This is a genomic window from Nocardia sp. CA-135398 (genome assembly GCF_050955845.1).
Taxonomy (GTDB): domain Bacteria; phylum Actinomycetota; class Actinomycetes; order Mycobacteriales; family Mycobacteriaceae; genus Nocardia.
In genome coordinates this window covers 3,761,944-3,781,322 of the sequence record NZ_CP192084.1, presented here as the reverse complement: position 1 = coordinate 3,781,322, position 19,379 = coordinate 3,761,944, and the positions used below count along the sequence as shown (strand labels likewise).

The following is a 19,379-nucleotide window of genomic DNA, read 5'->3' as shown; positions in this document are numbered from 1 at the left end:
CAGATTCAGTGCACTAAATATAATCCTCCCAGCAGACCTGAAACAGGCGAATGTGATCCACGCCACATAGGTTGTCGAGGCTATCGCCTAGCAGTATCGGTGGGCAGTAGCTGCCTCAGAAGTGACAGCGGCGTCCGGCGCAGCGCCGGATCGGTACCGATGAGGGGCACGACGCGGGCTCGATGACAGCTCTGGCGTCGGCCGCCAACCGCGGTAGGCCAAGGTCGGCGTACTGCGCCAACGCCGGAGCCAGCGCCGCGACAAACTCTTCCAAGAGTCCGACCTGCTGATCGCTGACGTGCTGGTAGAGGTCTCGGTCGACGGTATGTGCGGCGTCTACTGACCCGAATACACCAGGTCACCGGCCACGATGGTGGCCGCGACGAGCTCGGCGTCGAGGTGGTGGGCGGCTTGATCCGGGGACACCGACAGCAATGTCAGGTCGGCGACCGCGCCCGGTGCGATCCCGCGCGGTGTGGCGGGGCTCTCGGGTGCGCCGAAGAACAGTGACAGCGCTTTTGGGAGTGACACCGCTTCCGCGGCACGGAATTCCGGCGGCCGATGGACCGCGGCACGCAGCACCGACCACGGATCGGCTGCCCCGAATGGCGCATCGGATCCGGCTGCGACGCCCACCCCGGCATCGAGGAGTGAACGCAGCCGCCACAAATCGGGTTGATCCTCGGCGGGCACCTCGGCGCGGTACTGCTCGGCCCGTTCGACCACGAAATGTGGTTGGGTGACGACCGAGACCCGCTGTCGGCGCAGCCAATCCAACGATTGGTCCGGGATCACCGCACCGTGTTCGATCCGATCCCCCACTCGCACACCGGCCAGCTCCAGTGCCGCCATCGTCAAGATGAATTGCACCCGCGTGACGCAGTGCACCGCGACCGCCCGGCCTGCCGCATGAATCGCGCGCAGTCGATCGACGAATTCGTCGAGCGGCGGGAGATCGAAATCGTCGAGCAGGATCTTGGTCGGTCCCAACGTAAATCTCGTGCCGTCGGGCTCCGACACTTCGGGGGGAGCCATGCAGTGCACCCGCTGGACGATCCGCCCGGCATCGACAGTGTCGGCCAGTTGATCGATGTCGGCCTGCGCGAGTCCCGGAGTCGCATCGGTGAATCCGGTGATGCCCATTGCCGCCGCAGCGGTGCTGACCGCATCCAGATCTATTGTCCGCGAGTCGATTCGGTCCCCCAGCCAGGAGTCCAATCGGCGCAGCCGCCCGGTCGGCCGCCCGGTCTCGTCGCGTTCCACACCCGGTGCGTCATTGCCGTCCAGGCCCACCAGCTCGCATGCCATCGAGTTGAGCTGCCACAGCACACCCGTGCGGTGCTGCACCCGCACGGGACGGTGCGGGACTATCCGGTCCAACACCGCGCGATCGAGGGATCCGGCGACCGACTCGTGGTATCCGGTGCCGCGAATCCACCTGCCGGGCCGCAGCTTTCGATCGGCCTCCCGTAGTCGCGCGGCGAACTCGGGTGCGGTGTGCACCTGCGGCGGGCCCAGTGGAACGGATTCGTAGGTCGCCGCGAGTGAGCGCAGGTGGATGTGGTGGTCGTGCAGTCCGGGCAGCAACCAGCCACCTGCTGCGTTGATCTCATCTTCACCCGGGAGGCGGACCAGCCCGGTAGCGCATTCGGTGATGACACCGCGGTGGGTGCGCACGTCCATCCGGCCCGAGCCGAATACCTCGGCGTCACGAATCAACATGAGGCACAACTCGTTTCATGCCGCATCGCCTATTCGCGGCACTCGCGGACGCAGCACCGGTTGCGAACGACCGTAGTGCGGGCATTCGACAAGCCAATCCGCACCGTCGGCAAGCACTCGATGCGGTCCGTGGGTCAGCGCGGGTGCCGAGGCGAAAGCGGCGGCGGTGGCGCGCATGGACAGGTCGATCAGCTGGCCCCCGCCACCGCGAACGGCGCAGCACACCGCAAGGGCGGCACAGATTCCGGTAAGCGGATCAGCGATGGCGTCACCGCAGAACACCGGCTCGCCCGCCTCCCAGCCGACCAGCCCGCCCGCCACCGCCGCGTCATCACCGAATGCCACCCGCATCGGCTCGGCGCGACCATATCCGGTAAGGCTCAACCAGACCTGCCCGTCGCGATGCACGCGCTCCCCCGGAGCCAGCCCCAGCTGGGCCAGCGCCCGCGGCCGGGACGCCTCGATCACCACATCCGCGGTAGATAACAGCTCCCGCAGCCTCGCCTGCCCCTCGGGCGTATGAAAGTCGACACTGATCTGTTCGTGCCCGGCGTGCAGCCAGTCGAAGAAGCGCGGATCACCCCGACGTGCGCCATCCGGACGTCGGGTGCTCTCCACCTTGACCACCCGCGCGCCTGCGCGCCCGAGCAGGTGGGCACACAGCGGCCCTGCCCACATCGAGGACAGGTCGACGACCACCGCACCATCCAACCGTGCGCCGACGACCGGATCGGCGATTCGACCTGTCTGCCATGGACATTGGGACCGCTCCGGCGTCGCGGACGGGGTGGCTGATGATCCCGCGACGGGGCGCACCGCGTCATCGGGCAAACCAGTGACAGGGGGCGCATCAGCAGGCGCCGCCGCAGAGGGGCGCGCGCCAGCAGGGCGCGCGCCAGCAAGGCGCGCGCCAGCAGGGCGCGCGCCAGCAAGGCCCGCGTCAGCAAGGCCCGCGTCAGCAGGCGGCCCAGCAGCAGCGCCCGCGCCAGCAGGGCCCGCGCCAGCAGGCGGCCCAGCAGCAGCGCCCGCGTCAGCAGGGCCCGCGCCAGCAGGGCCCGCGCCAGCAGGGCCCGCGCCAGCAGGGCGCGCATCAGCAGCAGCGCCCGCGTCAGCAAGGCCCGCGTCAGCAGGCGGCCCAGCAGCAGGGCGCGCGTTAGCAGGGCCCGCGTCAGCAGGCGGCCCAGCAGCAGGGCCCGCGCCAGCAGGGCGCGCATCAGCAGGGCGCGCATCAGCAGGGCGCGCATCAGCGGGAGGCGCGTCAGGAGGGCGCATGGCCGCAGACACCGCACCAGCAGGGCCCACAGCTGCAGGCACCACAGCGTCAAGCGGCGCGGCGGGAGGCGCGTCGGCAGGCGGCGCACCAGCGGGGCTACCAGTGGTGGGGTACGAGTCGACCGGTAGCGCCGCAGCGGGAACGCCGAGCAGTTGCGCTCGGTTGGCGAGGTCGGTTGCGGTCCAGTCACGGGCGGCCGTGGTGAGCGTCTCCCATGGATCCTCGGCCACCGAATCCACCCCCAAGATCGCGGGCACCGAGTCGATATCGTCTCGGCGGCTCAAGGTGATCGCGCACCAGCCGTCCGAGGTTCGCAGCAATCGACCGGCTCCGCCTGCCGTCCGCTGACCGCCGCGTCGCAGGTTCAGGAATCCGGCTCGGCCGGTCAACAGCAGCCCTGGATCGGCTCGGACCTCGGAGCCGATCAGTGCGGTTATTCGCGCCAGCGCCTCGGTGGTCTCGAGGAGCAGTCCATATGCCGCGGCGGGCGAAATGACGGGGACGCCGTCGGGGCGTCCGGTCAGATCCATGGCACCCGATGCGGCCCACGCGAGCGCCGCGCACTCCTGCTGGTTTTCGACCGGGCGCGACAGAACATCAGGCGGGCACAGCGAGCGCACCCAATCCCACACCACTGTCGTAGCCGAGGTATTCGTTTGCGATCACCTCCTCGTCTGTTCCACCACGTCGACCATGCCCCAATCGAGTGCGAGCGTCGCGGCCAGGCGCTGTTCGGTCAGCATCAACCAGGCGGCGCGCCAGCGACCGATCCGTCGCGGCACGCTGACCGTACCGCCCGCCCCCGGCACCAGACCCATCCGCACTTCCGGGAAGGCGAAGTAGGTATCGGGGACAGCGACAACCGTGCCACCGAAGGCAGCCACCTCCGCGCCCGCACCGATGCAGGCGCCGTGCACGCGCACCGTGACCCGCTCCCGGATCCGGTCGATAATCCGCCACGGCGCCCGCTCCAGCCGGACCATGTACGCGGACACCAGATCCGTCGCCGTACCGAATTCGTCCAGATCGCCCCCGCTGCTGAAAACCGATCCGGCCCCGTTGATTTCGACTGCGGTGAGCGTGGAATCGAGGTCGGCCAGGCGCACCGCCTCCAGCAGATCCTCACGCAGCCGCGCGCTGAGGGCGTTGCGGCGCTGCGGGTGATCGAGCGTGATCGTCAGGCGATGCCCGTCGCGGTCCGTCCGAACCAGGGCATGCTCTGGGGGCGCGATGGTGCGCGGCGCGCCACGTTCGGTCAGCCAACGCTCGAATTCGGTGCCGCCGAGGAGCATTGAATACACCGCCGCCTCCGCCGCCAGTGCGGGCACGGTCGGCAACCGCACCGTCTGACGCAGCAGCTGCCCACAAGCGACTGCCGCACGCGGCGAATGCTGCACCGCCGCCCGCAGCAGATTGATCGCGGCATCGATATCATCCACCACAACAGCCTGCGGCAGCGAACTCGCCGCGGCATCGGTGGTGAGGGTGAGCGTCGCCGCCTCCAGCAGCGGCGCGAGGCCGGACGTCACCGGCCCGCGCAGCACCCCGATCACCAGCGGTAGCGCCTGATTCATCCGTTCGGCGGTCCACGCGATTCGCTCCGGTGTTTCCACGCCGAATCCGTCCAGCGGGACCAACACCATGGGCGTTGCCGGAGTTCCGTCCGCGGCGAGGTCCACCGCGAACTCGTCGAAAATATCGATCCCCGAATCCGGCATAACTAAAAACTAACCGAGATGGCCGACTGCATCGACGCCCCGGCGGTGATGGCCGAATCGGGCCGGAAAGAGTATACCTAATCTGTAGCCTGGTTCCGATTCTCGACCCTGGAAGGCCGACAATGACCGATCAGTCCGATGTCCTCGTGGAACGAACCGACACGATCGTGCGGCTGACCCTCAACCGCCCCGAACGACTCAACGCCCTCAATACCGACATGATGAACGAGGCAGCGGCGGTCATCGAGAAGTTCGGCGACGATCCGACGGTTCGGGTCTTCGTCTTGACCGGCAACGGGCGGGCCTTCAGCTCGGGAGCGGACCTTTCCAACTCGGCCAGCAACGGTCCACAGGTCGCGACCCTCGATGCGGCCAACCGATTGATCCGCGCCTTGCGCGACGCACCGCAACCCGTACTCGCCGCGATCAACGGTCCCGCGGTCGGCGTCGGATGTTCCCTGGCCTTGGCCGCCGACATCACCGTCGCCCGCGAATCCGCCTACCTCCTGCTCGCCTTCGCCAATATCGGCCTGATGCCCGATGGCGGCGCCACCGCCATGGTCCCGAATCTGATCGGATACGCCCGCGCCGCCCGCATGGCCATGCTGGCCGAGCGCATTCCCGCAAGGCTGGCAGCTGAATGGGGTCTGATCGGCCAGGTCGTGCCCGACAGCGACTACGATGCCGAAATCGCAAGGCTGACAACCAAACTCGCCGAAGGTCCGACGGCGGCATACACCCGCACCAAGCGCGCGTTCAACGCGATGGCCCTCGCCCACCTGGGCCAGGCACTCGAACTGGAACGCGAAGGCCAGTCCGCTCTCTTCGAAACCGCCGATGTCGCCGAGGGAATCGCGGCGTTCAAAGCCAAACGCACGCCAGGTTTCATCGGACGCTGAGGGTCGTCGGATGCAGTCAGCGGAACCTGTTTCATAGCTTCGCAAACGACCTGTTCATCGCGGGTAGTGTTGCGCGTCAGGCTGGTTCACGGTGCTCGCGCTGGTCTGCACGTTGAGATGATCGAGGCGGCGCACGGCGAACCCGCGCCGGCGCGAGCTGTTGCTCGGCAGCTTCGAGCGCAATTCCTCCGGCGCGCGCGGCTTTTCGACGTCGTAGTACAGCTCGAACGGATGCTCCGCTCCAGGTCCGTCGTGCCGAGATCGATACCACCCGCGTGGGCGATCCGCGGCCCGGGATCGTAATCGTGGGAAAGAATCATGCGAGCTCTCCTTGAAATCGATTGACGGCCAGGAACGCCAATTCGTGTGGTGCCCCGCCACCAGGAGAATTTCCGCCCACTTGGAGGGGCACATTCGCGTCGGCCGGGCGGGGCACTGCTTCCGCACAGCGGAAACCGATCCCGGCCCGATTGCCGCAACCTCCACACTCGGGAAGTCCACGCCCCAGGTGACCCAATGCACTGGGCGCAGGAGATTCGCGGTCTGGAAGCAAGGAGAGAGTTATGCCCGCTGGCGAGGAAACCTACGACGTCGTGGTCGTCGGGTCCGGAGGAGGGCTGGTCGGCGCCTACGCCGCCGCATCTCGTGGCCTGCGCACGCTCGTCATCGAGAAGACCGACCGCTTCGGCGGCACGACCGCCTATTCCGCTGCGGGACTGTGGTTTCCGTGCAGTGCCCCGCTACGACGCGCGGGCATCGAGAACGATGTCGAAACGGTGCGCGGCTACTTGCGCGAGATCGTCGGCGATCCGTCCCGCGAAGCCCTGCAGGACGCCTACCTGCGCACTGGGCCGCAACTGATCGACGAACTCGAGCAAAACCCGTGGTTCGGGACCTTCACCTACGGGCCCGTGCCCGACTACTTTGCGGACAAGCCGGGCGCGACGGCCGCGGGCAACACCATCTACCCAGCCGAGATCGACCCCGCCGAGATCGGTGACCTCGCCCCGCTGATCCGCGACCTGCTTCCCACCGAGCTCTCGGGCGCGGAGACCGGATCCCTGCTCACCGGCGGCCGCGCCCTCATCGCGCGAGCACTGAAGGCATTCCTGGAGACGGGGAACGGCTCCTACAAGCTCGAGACCGCGCTCGAGAGCCTCATCATCGAGGGCGACAGGGTGGTCGGCGTAGAGGCGATCAGCAGGGGCGAGCGAGTCCGGATTCGCGCTACCCGCGGCGTTATCCTCGCCGCCGGTGGATTCGAGCGCAATCGCGAGCTGCGCGAGAAGCACAAGGTCGCCCCGTATCACGGTGACTGGTCCGATGGCGCTCCGGGAAACACCGGCGACGCGCTGCAGGCGGCCGTCGCGATCGGAGCCGCAACCGAGTTGCTGGACCAGGCGTGGTACGTCCCCGGTGTCGTACAGCCCGGCGGACGGCCGGTCTTCCACACGGGGAGCCGCAGCGGCATCTGGGTCAACAGCGCGGGCGAGCGCTTCATGAACGAACTGCTGCCCTACGACCGGGCCGGGCGCGAGATGCTGCGGCTGCACAGGGAGACCGGCGTCGCGCACATCCCATGCCACTGGATCTTCGACCAGCGCCACCTCGACCGCGACAGCTTCGGCGGCGACCCGGCCGTGCCGCCGCGCCCCGAGTGGTTCGAATCGGGTGCGCTGCGCAAGGCCGACACCATCGAGGAGTTGGCCGAGCTCATCTCCGTGCCCGCAGAGAAGCTGCGCAAGTCGATCGAGGAGTTCAACTCCTATGCCGACAAGGGAGTCGACGAGAAGTACCACCGGGGCGAGACCGTGTGGGACCAGATGGCCCAGCACGTCGTCGGATTCCCCGCTGGCCCCGTAATGGTCTACATGAATCCACTCGACAACGGCTACCCGAACCCGCTCGTGGCTCCGATCGACACTCCGCCCTACTACACCGCCACCATCGCCCTTGCCGACATCGGCACCAAGGGAGGCCTGAAGACCGACGAGCACGCCCGCGTACTGCGCGAGGACGGGGAGCCGATCGAGGGCCTGTACGCGAGCGGTAACACAATGGCCGCCATGTCCGGCCGGGTGTACCCGGGCGCAGGCACACCGGTCGGCTCCTCCCTCGTCTTCTCCTATCGCGCGGCACTCGACCTCGCGGGCGGCGCCATGACAGGCGGCTCGCTCCCCGAGATTTCTTGAGCACGAGTGATATTCAGTAGCCTGCGGCTCGGCGGGGAGCACTCACCTCCCGCCCAAGCCCAGGAGCTCCGGGCGGCGAGACACGGCCGGGACCCATATCAGTACCCTCTTCCTTCCAAAACTCTCTGAACCGATCTGTAGCTACCGCCGCAATGCAGCCCACACCGACAATGTCGCCGAGGTGCAGGGGATGCGTCGGTGCCAGCCGCGCAACCGCGATCGATAGGTACTGGACCTGTCCTGGTTAAGCGCTTAAGCTGACACCACAACCGACCATGAGGCTTCGGGACGCAAGGCCATCCCCGAACTAACAGTCGGCGCTGGGTCAAGTCCTGCGGGCGGCAGGCGGCCAGATCTTTCCTGTGCTTCACAGTGCGGGGTTCTCAACAACTGAAGGCATCGAGCTTCTCCGCGTCGGAGCAGCTCAGCGAAAGGATGACAGACATTGAGTAACACCATCGACATCGCTCCTGCGGTCAATAGCCCTAGCTCGGGTATCATTCCGGTCTTCGACCCATCCACCGAGGAGCTGATCGCGGAGGTCGTCGACTCCGACCAGGCGGCCGTCGACGCGGCGGTGGCCCGGGCACGCGAAACATTCGAGTCAGGTGTCTGGCGCAAGCTGCCCGCCGCGCACCGCGCGCAGGTGCTCTTCCGCGCCGCGGACATCATCAGGGCCCGCACCGACGAGCTCGCCGCGATCGAGGCCCGTGACAACGGCATGAACGCGGTGGCCGCGCGTCAGATCATCAAGGTGTCGCTCGAGATGCTGGTGTACTACGCAGGCTGGGTCGGCAAGATCCACGGCGAGTCGAGCAATCTCGTGTCCGACGGACTACTCGGCCACTTCGAGAACTACCACACCTTCACTCAGCTCGAGCCGGTCGGCGTCGTCGGCCTCATCATCCCTTGGAACGGGCCGTTTTTCGTCGCGATGCTCAAGGTCGCGCCCGCCCTCGCGGCGGGCTGCAGCGCTGTCCTCAAACCGGCCGAGGAGACGCCGCTCACCGCGCTGAAACTGGAGGAGATCTTCCGCGAGGCGGGTCTGCCCGACGGCGTCCTGAATGTCATCACCGGCTACGGCGAGACCACAGGTGCGGCGCTCACCGCGCACCCGGACGTCGACAAGATCGCGTTCACCGGGTCGACGGAGGTCGGACGGCTGATCGTCAAGGCGGCAGCAGGCAACCTCAAGCGCCTGACGCTCGAGCTCGGCGGCAAGTCACCGCTGATCATGTTCGACGACGCCAATCTGGACAAGGCGATCATGGGGGCTGGTATGGGCCTGCTCGCCGGTTCGGGCCAGAACTGCTCGTGCACCTCGCGCATCTACGTTCAGCGCGGCATCTACGAACAGGTCGTGGACGGTCTGGCCGCCTTCGCCAAGATGCTGCCGATGGGCGGAAGCGATGATCCCAACTCTGTCCTCGGCCCGCTGATCAGTGAGAAGCAGCGCCAGCGTGTGCAAGGCATCGTGAACGAGGGGGTGGCCGCCGGTGCGCAGGTAGTGACCGGTGGCCGGGTGATGGACCGCCGCGGCTACTTCTATGAGGCGACGATCGTCACGGGCACTACGCCCGATATGCGTCTCATCCGCGAGGAGATCTTCGGGCCGGTCGGCTCGGTGATCCCGTTCGACGATGAGGACGAGGTGATTGCCGCCGCGAACGACACGGAGTACGGGCTGGCTGGTTCCATCTGGACCGAAAATCTCGGCCGCGCCCATCGCGTCGTGAACGAGCTACGCGCCGGCCAGATCTGGGTGAACTCCGCGCTCGCGGCGGACCCATCCATGCCGATCTGCGGTCATAAGCAGTCGGGTTGGGGCGGCGAGCGTGGCAAGAAGGGCATCGAGGCCTACTTCAACATCAAGTCGGTCTACATCGGCCACTGATCCGCGCTTGCTCGATCGGTGACGGTCGGCCTCACCAACCGGCCGTCACCGCCGATTAAGCGCTTAACCATGCCCTGCCCGGAGGCCGCATCGAAGCAGTCCTGCCGCGAGAATTGCCGAGCGGCGATTTGCCGTGCGGCGCGGTCTAGGTCGAGGCACGCACGACGAGCCGAGCGATATCGGTCGGCTCGGGAGCCGACGGCACCGGATACCCCAGTTCGTTGAGGACTGCCGCGATCGCAGCAGTGGCGACCGCGCCAGGATCGAACTCCACCGTTGTCAAGGGCGGCGAACTGAACGCTCCCATAGGATTTGCGTCCACACCGATGACAGCGAGGTCGTCGGGGCAGCGGAGTCCGGCTTCGCGGATGCCGAACAGCACCAGGCCCGCGATCTCATCGCTCTGCGCGCACACGGCGGTCACCCCGTCGCGCACCCACTCGGCCACCACAGCCGCGACATTGTCCGGAGTGACCTCGCCGACGCTGATGGACGGCAGATCGTGCAGACGTGCCGCCCGGGCAACACCCTCGAACCAATAGTCGCCCAGTGCACGCCATTTCGCGATACCGGTGTAGGCGAACGCGATCTTGTGGTGCCCACGCGAGACCAGATGCCCGACACGCAATGCGCCGACCGACAGCAGCGGATCCCCGAGCGCGGGCAGCAGTCCGATCTCGATATGCGGCACCTTCGCCGCCCGCACAGCGGTGCGTACGCGGCTGCTCAGCGGAAACATGCTGACGACGGCGGTCGGATCGAGATTGCCGATGGCATCGACGACCTGTTGATCGTCCTCGGTCTGGAAGATCTGCACCTGCAGCAGCCCGTGGCGGGCGAGTTCGGTGGTCATCCGATTGCCCGCCTCGATCGGCATATCACCGACCGCCACCCGCGGCACCACATACAGCACCACGCCCCCTTTACCGCGGGCCAGATTTCGCGCGGCGACATTCGGCCGATACCCCAACTGCTCGGCGGCGGCGTAGACCGCTTCCCGGGTTCGCGCCGAAATCCGCTTGCCCTCGGCATTGTTCAGGACGTAGCTGACCGTCGCGGTCGAAACATTCGCCAGCCGCGCGACATCGGCGTTCGTCGGCCGCACAATCCTGTCCTCGACGCTCGGCGCGTCACCCTCACGAGCGGCCATGGCCTCATGATGGCACGCCGCGCCCCGCTCCTCCCCGTCGGCGGTGCTCGAAGAACTCCGCGGCGCGGCGGATCGAATTCTCCACCGGCTCGGGCTTCCACCCGAGTTCACGCTCGGCCTTGCCGTGGTCGAGCGGCGACATCAACTCGGCCATGCGCAAACCGACTGTGGCGAAGGGGAGGTCGCGGTTCACCAAACGGGCGGCAAGGTCGTTGGCGCGGGCACCGAGATAGAGCAGTTTCAGGGGTAGGCCGATACGCGGTGCGCGGACGCCTACGGCATCAGCGGCGATCTCATGGACCTCGCGGCCGCTCATGTAGCGGTCGGAAATGATGTACCGCTCGCCCGGGCGACCGCGGCCGCCCGCGAGGACCATCGCACGCGCGGCGTCCTCGATCCCCACTACCTCCGAGGAGAAATCGAAATAGAAGGGGAACCGCCCGGCGGCGACCCGGGCGATCACCGAACCGTGCGGTGTCGGTGCCCAATCACCGGGACCGTAGGTCGTGGAGACGCACATGGCCACTGCCGGGAGGGACTTCTCCCTGGCGTAGCGCATCACGAGATCCTCGGCCGCCACTCTGGCCGCGATGTAGGGGCCGCCGTCGTCCCAATTGTGCGGGTCGTCCTCGGTGACCGGGCGCTGGTTGCTGATGGCCAGCGTTCCGGCGGTACTGGTGAAGACGAATTTGTCCAACCCTGCCGCCGCGGCGGCGTCCAGCACATGCCGCAATCCTTCGACATTGGTGCGGAACAGGGGCGCCGGATCGCGCAACCACATCCGTGCGTCCACGACACAGTAGTAGAGGACGTCACACCCTTTCATCGCCGAGCGCAGTGCGACGTCGTCGAAGACGTCACCGTAAACGCGCTCGACATCGAGGTCGTCGATTCCCAGCGTCGAACTGGAGGGGCGCAACATCACCCGCACGTCCGCGCCGTCGGTTGCCAACCGCCGGGTCACGTGGCTTCCCAAGAACCCGCTGGCCCCGATGACCAGCTTCTTCGACTGTGTCATGGCCGCCGACATACCTACTTCAGCATGCTGCCCGCGTCGATCGGCAAAGGTACGCCGGTCACATAGCGGGATTCCTCCGATGCCAGGTAGAGCACCGCGTTACTGATATCGATCGGATCCACCCACGGCACCGGCAGGGTGTGGAACATCTGGCAGATCGGCTCGAGATCCTTCGGGCCCGGGTTCTCCAAGTCGGGGCGGAACAGCTTGAAAGTTCCCTCGTTCAGCAACATATCCGTGCTGACATGAGTGGGATGCACCGAATTGACCCGAATCGAATGCTGTCCCAACTCGACGGCGAAGGTGCGCATCAAACCGACCACACCGTGCTTGGCCGCCACGTAGTGTCCGACATGCGGGTACGCCTTGAGACCGCCGACCGAGCTGGTGAGGATCACCGAGCCGCCGCGCCCACCCGAGATGATATGCGGCACACCGGCTTTCACCGTCTTCCAGACACCACCCAGGTTGACGCCGATCATGTCGTCCCACAGGTTTTCCTCGAGATCGACCAGCAGACCACCTTCATTGCCGATGCCCGCGTTCGCGATGATGATGTCCAGTCGACCCAACTGCTCGACACCACTGTCCACCGCTGCCTTCAGCGCCGCGAAATCGCGCACATCGACCTCGGCGGTGACCACGCGCCGACCCTCGGCCTTGACGAGATCGGCGGTGGTCGCCAGATCTTCCGGTGTCGACATCGGAAACGGCACGTTGTCGAGCTGTTTGCACACATCGATGGCGATGATGTCGGCGCCCTCCTGCGCCAGCCGCACGGCGTGGCTGCGCCCCTGGCCACGCGCCGCGCCGGTGATGAATGCGACCTTTCCTTCGACCCGTCCGGTCATGATTACCTCTATTCGTTGTGTTGTTCGGTCGGTCAGGATGTAAAGGCGGGCAACGTTTCCCAACCGCGGACGGTCGAGGTGGGCGATAGCTTGGTATTGGCCGTGTCGACCTCCCACTCGGGGAAGCGCGCCAAGATCTCCTCCAGTGCGATCCGGCCTTCCAACCGGGCCAAGGCCGAGCCCATGCAGTAGTGCGTGCCCACGCTGAAGGTCAGGTGTTGGCGGGTGTCGCGATGGATGTCGAAAACGTCACCGTCCGGCGGGAATTGGCGGTGGTCGCGGTTCGCCGCTCCGATGAGCATCATCATGACGCTGCCCTCCGGAACCGTCCGGCCGTGCAATTCGACATCCCTGGTCACATAGCGCGCCACATGCGGTGCGGGTGGCTCGAACCGCAGCAGTTCCTCGACCGCGTTCGGAATGAGCCGCGGATTCTCGACCAATTGACGCCGTTGGTCGGGATGTTCGGCGAGCACCTTGCCCGCCCAACCGATCAGCCTGGTGGTGGTCTCGTTACCGGCACCGGCAACCACGTTCACATAGATCAGCAACTCATCGCGGGTCAGTCGCCGCACGACGCCGTTCTCGTCCTCGAACTCCACATTGAGCAGCTCGGTCATGATGTCGTCGGAGGGATGCTCGGCACGCCAATCGATATAGGCGGAGAAGATCTCGCCGGTGGCCAGTCCCTCGGAGGCGGCCTTCATCGGTTTGCCATCCTCGGTCCGCATCTGATCGTTGGCGAAGTCGCGGATGGCTTCCTGGTCCTCCTCGGGAATGCCCAGCAGCATGCCGATCGTGCGCATCGGCATCTGCGCGCCGATATCGGCGATGAAATCCAGCCGACCGGTACCGACCAACGGATCGAGGCTGCGGACGCAGAACTGGCGAATCTTGTCCTCGAGTTCCCGGATCTTGCGCGGAGTGAACATACGCGACAAGAGCTTTCGGTGGATGTCGTGGACCGGCGGATCCTCGAAGATCAGAATTCCGGGCGGCATCTCGATACCGGCCTTGATCAGCTCGAGGATGGCTCCGCGTGCGGAACTGTAGGTACCCGTATCGAGCAGTCCCGCATTCACATCGGCCCACCGACTGATCGCGTAGAAGTCGTGCTGCTCGTTGTAATAGATGGGCAGCTCTTCGCGGAGCCGCTTGAACATCGGGTAGGGATCGGCATTGAGTTGGATATCGTAAGGGTCGTAGTAGATGTCGTTGATCGCACTGGCGGTCACGGAGATTCACCTCTCCTGCTCGAATTTCGATATGGCATTTTTTAGTTGGGATGGCGGGGCCGACCGCTTACGGCAGTTCGACCTTGCTCGTCAGCCAGCGACCGTCGACGCGGTCCATGGTCATCAAGATGCGGTTGCGGTCGATGCGGGGCGTCGGGTTGGTCACGTTCGTGATCTCGGCGTCGACGAACAGCATGATCACGGCGTGGTCCTCGGCAGCGGACTGCACACTCGCGGCGACGACGTGTCCCTTGCTGACCGACTTGGCCTGCAGCAGCATCGGTTTGAGCTGATCGGCCGACTTGCTGTACATGCTCTTGAATTCCCCGGTCGCCCCGTTCAGGACGGTCGCGAAATCGCTATCGATATGCGAGGAGTCGATGCTGGTCAGGGCTACCGCATAGTCCTGAGCGGCCGCTAACGCCGCCGTGCCCGCGGCTTGGCGATCGTTGCGGGTCTCGAGTTTCCAGCCGAACACCGTCGCGAGTATGGCCGACACCACGACGAGCAGCATCAGTATCCCGGTCAGCGGACGCGGCAGCCATCTGCGCCATGAGCGGCCGGATTTCCCGGAAACCTCGGCGGCGTCCAGGACCGCGACCTCGGCGTCCTCAGCGGCGGCGGCGTCCTCAGCGGCGGCGGCGTCCTCAGCGGCGGCGGCGTCCTCAGCGGCGTCGGACGCTTCCGCGCCGACAACCGGCGACGCCGAATCGTCGCGGCTGACATCTGGTTTCGCGGCCGACACCTGGTCCGACGCCGCACTCTGGCCATCGGACGAGACCGAGTCGTCGACCTTGTCCATTGCCATCACCGAGCTCTTGTTCATCCTTGTCTCCTGTTCACGATCGTCGTTCCCCCGGTGCGCTATCCCCCTTGCACAAATGGGCCGCCGTACGTCTGTGGAACGGAGTACGGCCCGGTCGGTGTCGGGTCGGCGCGCTGCTGCGGATCCACGCCGGGTGGAATGGTCGCCGTGTTGTCGCCGGGCGGCCGGGGCGCGTTCGCCGCCCCGCGTGGCATCAGCGACGGGTCGGTATTCGTACACCGTGCGTGCAGATAGGGTTCCGGGGAATCCGGAATGGTGCCCGGGAGGCGCGGTAGGTCGTAGTCGCAGGCACGCTTCGGGTAGACACTCGCAATGGCCCACACCCCGCCGTCGTGCAGGGCCGAGATGATGGCATCGAGCGTCGAGCCGGTGCGCTGCTGGGGGAAGAAGAATTCTTGCAGCGCGGGCACGTGCACATAGGCCATCTGTGACGTGGTAGTCAGGTTGCCGAGCAGCTGCACCATGGTCGGCGAGTTGTCGGCGATGATCTTGTCCACCGCGCTGAGCACACCCGGTGTGTTGTCGACCAGCGTCTGGTAACCGCCGGTCATCGATCCGACTCCGGCCATCGTCTGTGACAGGTTGGCGGCGGTCGCTTGCAGCCCCGGTGCGACGTCACGCAGCGTGAAGAGCACTGACTTACTGTTGTGCAGTAGCGAAACAGTCTGCGGCAGAACCGAATCCAGGGTCGAAAGCAGGAACAGACCGCCGTCGACGATGGCAGCCAGTTTCTCGGGTGCTGCCGAACTCGCACCGAGTTCACGCACTATCGCCTCGATCTGGGCCGGATCCATCTGTGCCAGTGTGCCGCTCATGCTGGCGAGCATGGTGGCCATCGTGACCGGCGTGGAGGTGTGCTCTTTGCCGACGACGTCACCATCGGCCAGATACGGCCCGTTCTCGGATGAGGGCAGGAAGTCCAGGTATTGTTCGCCAGCAGCCGACAACGAGGCGACCCGAACGTCGCCTACCTTCGGGATCCGCACGCCGGAGCGGATTTCGGCAACGGCGACGACCTTGTCGCCGTCGACGTCCACCGACCGCACGCGTCCTACCCGGACCCCGCGAAGCGTGACGTCCTGCCCGGGCAACAGTCCGCCGGATTGGGTCAGTTCGATCCGCACCTGGTACTGCGACCGGAACGGATCGAGTTGCAGGGAGCCCAACAGTAGGTAGCCGAGCCCCAGGACCAGTACGAGAAGTAGGCCGATGCACGAGGTCAGCAGGCGGTGGCGCGACATTTGCCGCGCCGTGTACACCAGCGCCCGCGCGGGTGGTTCCAGAATTACGGCTGTGTTCATCGGCCCGGCTCGACTTTTTCTCGCAAGCGGTTGAGGGTGTACTCCAGCGACCCGATGAAATTCACCCAATCGGTCGCGTCCGGCATTCTGGAGCCGGAATCGGCCGGAGTATTCGGATCCGGCAGTGCGCCGATCGCGAGCCGGGCGACATCGACATTAACGTGCGCCGACGACGCACTCGTAACCTTCATAATCAGCGGGATCAGTCCGATGAGTGCGTCGAGGTTCGCGTCGGGATTGTTCGCTGCCGTATTCATGCCGTCGGCCAGCAAATTGACCGATTCCATCAGGCTGCGGTCGTTCGTACCGTTCACCGAGGGGTATCGGGCGATCTGCTGGGTGATCCGGTTCACCTGCCCGACCAGATCGATGATGCCGCTGGTGTTATCGCTGATGACCTGCAGAGCCGGTCCAGCGGCGGCGATAACATCGCTGACGTCGGCCCGCTGCGTGGCGATCATCACGCTCAGATCGCCGGTCGCCGCAAGGATTTCGTGGATCCGGTCGGACCGGACCGCGAGATTGTTCACCAATTGTCTGGTCTGTTCGATCATTTCGGCCAGACGATCACCGCGCCCGCCGACAGCCGCTCCGAGGCTGTTGGCCAGGCTTGTGATGTTCTCGATGGCGCCACCGTTGACGAACAGGGCCGCTCTGGTGAGCACTTCCTCAATGGTGGCAGCAGCCGAGGTCGACTGCAGCGGGATGCGCGCGCCGTCGCCCAGATCAGGAGTCGCGGGATCCGACTTGGTGGGCGGCGTGAGTGCGACGAACACGTCCCCCATCGGTGTGGCCGAACGTAATTCGGCAGTGGTCCCGGCGGGCAACCGCACATCGGACTCGATCCGCATAACGACCACGGCCGTGTAGTTTTCGGCCTGCATCGACTCGACCTCACCGATATCGGCGCCATTGAGCCGGACCTTCGCCTTGGCGGGCAGGTTGAGAGCGTTAGCGAAGGTGGCTGTCAAGGAATAGCTATCCCCGCCGATATCTGGTGCCGGTAATGGCAGTTTGTCCAGGGTCACCGAACACGCGGTGGCCGAACAGGCAGCGGTCGATACCGCCACCACCGCGGTCATGCGGAGCAGTCGTTGTCGCGAACCGAATTTCGTCATAATCGAGTCATCTCTGCTATTTCGGCGGTGCGCCCGCCATGACCGCGAGCATCTGGCCGATGCCGAAGTCGGGACCCATATCGCGCGCGGTTCCGGTCGCACATCCGAGCTCCTTCAGCCCCAACAGGTTGCAAACCGCCTTCAGCATCTGGCCGTCGAGGAAGAACTTGTTCAAATCGACCGTGGCGCGCAGTGCGCCGATATTCTGGTCGATCGCGTTGTACGCGTTGTCGGTCACCAGCGGAAAAACGTCGAGAAATTCGGCAAGGTTGTCGTTGTAGTCGGCCATGGATTTGGTGATCGTGTTCGAATTCGAAGCCAGCGCCCGCAGATTGCCTTGATTACGCTGCAACAGATCGGTCATGGCGATGATGATCTGATTCAGTTTCGCCCCGGTGTCCCCGGCTCCTAGATGCTGGTCGGCGAGGATATCGCTGAGTGTCCGCACACCGGAACCGAATTCACGCAATGCCTGATCGTTGCGGGATGCCGCCGCGGTCAAGGCATCGAGATTCTGCACGACCGAGGTCACCGCGGCACGGGTCGCGGCGCCGTTGTCCGGGCCGAGTTGCATTGCGCGCGACAGTTCGCTCATCGCATCGCGCAGACTGTTCCCGTTGCCTGCCACGATCTGTGAGCCGACGTCGAGAAGACCACCGACCGGTCCCTGGCCTTTACCGTCCCCGGCCAGCGAGGTGGACAACTTGTCGGCCATCGCGAGCAGGCTGTCGAATTCCACCGGGGTCCTGGTGCGATCGGCGCTCAGGACGGTGTGGTCGGCAAGCGCCGGACCGTCGCGGTATACCGGAGTGAGTTCTATGTGCCGGTCGGTCAGCACGGAGTCCGACACGACGACCGCCTTGGCGTCGGCCGGAATCTTGACCCATTTGTCGATATCCATCGTGACGTCGACGTGCGTCGCCCGCGCCTGGATATCGACGACCTTGCCGACCCGCATACCGAGTACCGAGACAGCATTGCCGGTGTACAGGCCATTCGCATTCGCGAACTGCGCGGTAACGGTGATCGAAGTATCGGTCAGTCCGCCGAGCGGGCCGCTGGAACATCCGGCGACCACGGCACCGATGAACGCGACGGTCGCCAGCTTCACTCCTCGGATTACGCTACTCATTTGCAGTCCTGGAAATACGGTTGCTGGTTCACTTGTTTCGCATATCCACTCAATGCGCACATGAAGGAATCGATGAAGGCGCCGTCGGGCGCATTGGCCGCCAGTTCCTGGCCGGAACCGGATGCGTTCGCGAACAACCGCCACGGCACCGGCAGGATCTGCAGGATGTTGCGCAACAGATCGTCGTGGTCGGCGATCATTGTCGTCATCTGCGTCAGATCGGTAAGCAGCTGCTGGATTTCCGCGGCGTCGTCCACCGCGATGGGCTTCAACTGTTGGACCAGCGTGGTGGCAGCGTTCAGCAACGCCGCAATGGCCTGTCGCCGAGAGATGATCTGCTCCAAGACATTTCGTCCTTGACCTACCATGGCCGCCAGTTCCGCCTGCTGCTCGTGCAGCACCTCGAGCACCTGATCGGTACCGTTCAGCAGCGAGCCGATCTGAGTGCGCCGATCGGCGATCACCGAGGACAGAGACCTGATATTGCCGAGGATTTCGGGCATCAACGCCGGTGCACCACGCAGTTGCTCGGACAAGGCGTTCATCGTCTGCGCGACTCGATCGGCATCGATGCTGCTGAAGGTTGTGGTGGCATTCTGCAGTGCGGTTTGCAGGTCGTAGGGCACCTCGGTACGAGACAGTGCGATCGAATTGCCGCGCAGGTGCCCCGACCCGGCGGGACGGAGTTCGACATAGCGCGACCCGAGCACCGTCGTCAGTTTGATGGCGGCCCCGGTATCGGACCCCAGCGGTAGACCGCGGCGCAGCTTCATGGTCACCACCACGTGGTCCCCGGCCAGCTGCGTCCCAGTCACGGTACCGACCTGGATACCGGCGAGGGTCACCGCATCGCCGGAGCCGAGACCTGCGGCTTGCGCGAAATCGGCCCGGTAGGTCTGCTCCCCGAGGTGCATCGAATTCACGAATACCGTCACCGCGACCACCGCCGCGACGACGGTGACCGCGACCAGGCCGATGCCCAATTTGCTGCGGTCCTCGAGCGGGCGGCCGCGCATCCGCTGCCATACCGTTTTCAGTCGTCGTATCATC

Annotated in this window: 16 protein-coding genes; 4 read left to right on the top strand and 12 right to left on the bottom strand. The window is 65.6% G+C overall.

Features of this window, described 5'->3' with window-relative positions; genetic code table 11:
• Nucleotides 1–298 precede the first annotated feature (298 nt).
• Complete coding sequence (gene mftA / locus ACQP1T_RS16655; protein ID WP_433762228.1) at nt 299–343, top strand: mycofactocin precursor MftA; 45 nt, start codon at nt 299–301, stop codon at nt 341–343.
• Here mftA and ACQP1T_RS16650 read toward each other — a convergent pair.
• From ACQP1T_RS16650 to ACQP1T_RS16640, 3 genes are read right to left on the bottom strand one after another with little or no spacing between them, the layout of a single operon-like run.
• Nucleotides 337–1,722: an amidohydrolase family protein gene (locus ACQP1T_RS16650; protein ID WP_433761302.1), complete on the bottom strand. Its 1,386-nt coding sequence runs from the start codon at nt 1,720–1,722 to the stop codon at nt 337–339. The two genes, mftA and ACQP1T_RS16650, sit on opposite strands and share 7 nt — an antisense overlap.
• Before the next feature lie 15 nt (nt 1,723–1,737).
• Nucleotides 1,738–3,630: a CoA transferase gene (locus tag ACQP1T_RS16645; RefSeq protein WP_433761301.1), complete on the bottom strand. Its 1,893-nt coding sequence runs from the start codon at nt 3,628–3,630 to the stop codon at nt 1,738–1,740.
• A gap of 27 nt (nt 3,631–3,657) precedes the next feature.
• Nucleotides 3,658–4,713, bottom strand: a complete 1,056-nt coding sequence (locus ACQP1T_RS16640; RefSeq protein ID WP_433761300.1) for an enoyl-CoA hydratase/isomerase family protein — start codon at nt 4,711–4,713, stop codon at nt 3,658–3,660.
• A 122-nt stretch (nt 4,714–4,835) separates the two neighbouring features.
• Here ACQP1T_RS16640 and ACQP1T_RS16635 point away from each other — a divergent pair, with 122 nt between their 5' ends.
• The 3 genes from ACQP1T_RS16635 to ACQP1T_RS16625 all read left to right on the top strand — a co-directional run bounded on the left by ACQP1T_RS16635 (nt 4,836) and on the right by ACQP1T_RS16625 (nt 9,698).
• Nucleotides 4,836–5,612, top strand: coding sequence for an enoyl-CoA hydratase (locus ACQP1T_RS16635; RefSeq protein ID WP_433761299.1), 777 nt, complete (start codon nt 4,836–4,838; stop codon nt 5,610–5,612).
• A 563-nt stretch (nt 5,613–6,175) separates the two neighbouring features.
• Nucleotides 6,176–7,804, top strand: coding sequence for an FAD-dependent oxidoreductase (locus ACQP1T_RS16630; protein WP_433761297.1), 1,629 nt, complete (start codon nt 6,176–6,178; stop codon nt 7,802–7,804).
• A 445-nt stretch (nt 7,805–8,249) separates the two neighbouring features.
• Nucleotides 8,250–9,698, top strand: a complete 1,449-nt coding sequence (locus ACQP1T_RS16625; protein ID WP_433761295.1) for an aldehyde dehydrogenase family protein — start codon at nt 8,250–8,252, stop codon at nt 9,696–9,698.
• 145 nt (nt 9,699–9,843) lie between these two features.
• Here the strand turns inward: ACQP1T_RS16625 and ACQP1T_RS16620 are convergent, their stop codons facing one another.
• The 9 genes from ACQP1T_RS16620 to ACQP1T_RS16580 form a co-directional block, all read right to left on the bottom strand.
• On the bottom strand, nt 9,844–10,848 hold the full coding sequence (locus ACQP1T_RS16620; protein WP_433761294.1) for a LacI family DNA-binding transcriptional regulator: 1,005 nt from the start codon (nt 10,846–10,848) through the stop codon (nt 9,844–9,846).
• Nucleotides 10,849–10,852: 4 nt separating this feature from the next.
• Nucleotides 10,853–11,866 (bottom strand): NAD-dependent epimerase/dehydratase family protein, encoded by a 1,014-nt coding sequence (locus ACQP1T_RS16615; RefSeq protein ID WP_433761293.1) that lies wholly within the window; start codon nt 11,864–11,866, stop codon nt 10,853–10,855.
• Nucleotides 11,867–11,880: 14 nt separating this feature from the next.
• Nucleotides 11,881–12,717 carry a mycofactocin-coupled SDR family oxidoreductase gene (locus ACQP1T_RS16610; protein WP_433761291.1) on the bottom strand — a complete coding sequence of 279 codons (837 nt, stop codon included), beginning with the start codon at nt 12,715–12,717 and terminating at the stop codon, nt 11,881–11,883.
• A 32-nt stretch (nt 12,718–12,749) separates the two neighbouring features.
• Entirely contained in the window at nt 12,750–13,952 is a 1,203-nt protein-coding gene (locus ACQP1T_RS16605) for a cytochrome P450 (protein WP_433761288.1), read from the bottom strand.
• A gap of 67 nt (nt 13,953–14,019) precedes the next feature.
• A complete protein-coding gene (locus tag ACQP1T_RS16600; protein WP_433761287.1) occupies nt 14,020–14,778 on the bottom strand; it encodes a hypothetical protein in 759 nt (252 codons plus the stop codon).
• 38 nt (nt 14,779–14,816) lie between these two features.
• Nucleotides 14,817–16,079: an MlaD family protein gene (locus tag ACQP1T_RS16595; protein WP_433761285.1), complete on the bottom strand. Its 1,263-nt coding sequence runs from the start codon at nt 16,077–16,079 to the stop codon at nt 14,817–14,819.
• A complete protein-coding gene (locus ACQP1T_RS16590; RefSeq protein WP_433761282.1) occupies nt 16,076–17,197 on the bottom strand; it encodes an MlaD family protein in 1,122 nt (373 codons plus the stop codon). Before ACQP1T_RS16590 ends, ACQP1T_RS16595 begins: the two co-directional genes overlap by 4 nt.
• Before the next feature lie 16 nt (nt 17,198–17,213).
• Nucleotides 17,214–18,329: an MCE family protein gene (locus ACQP1T_RS16585; RefSeq protein WP_433761280.1), complete on the bottom strand. Its 1,116-nt coding sequence runs from the start codon at nt 18,327–18,329 to the stop codon at nt 17,214–17,216.
• The gene (locus ACQP1T_RS16580) at nt 18,326–19,378 is read right to left on the bottom strand and encodes an MCE family protein (RefSeq protein WP_433761278.1); all 1,053 of its coding nucleotides are present in this window, start codon (nt 19,376–19,378) and stop codon (nt 18,326–18,328) included. The genes ACQP1T_RS16585 and ACQP1T_RS16580 overlap by 4 nt, the downstream gene beginning before the upstream one ends.
• Between the last annotated feature and the right edge of the window lies 1 nt (nt 19,379).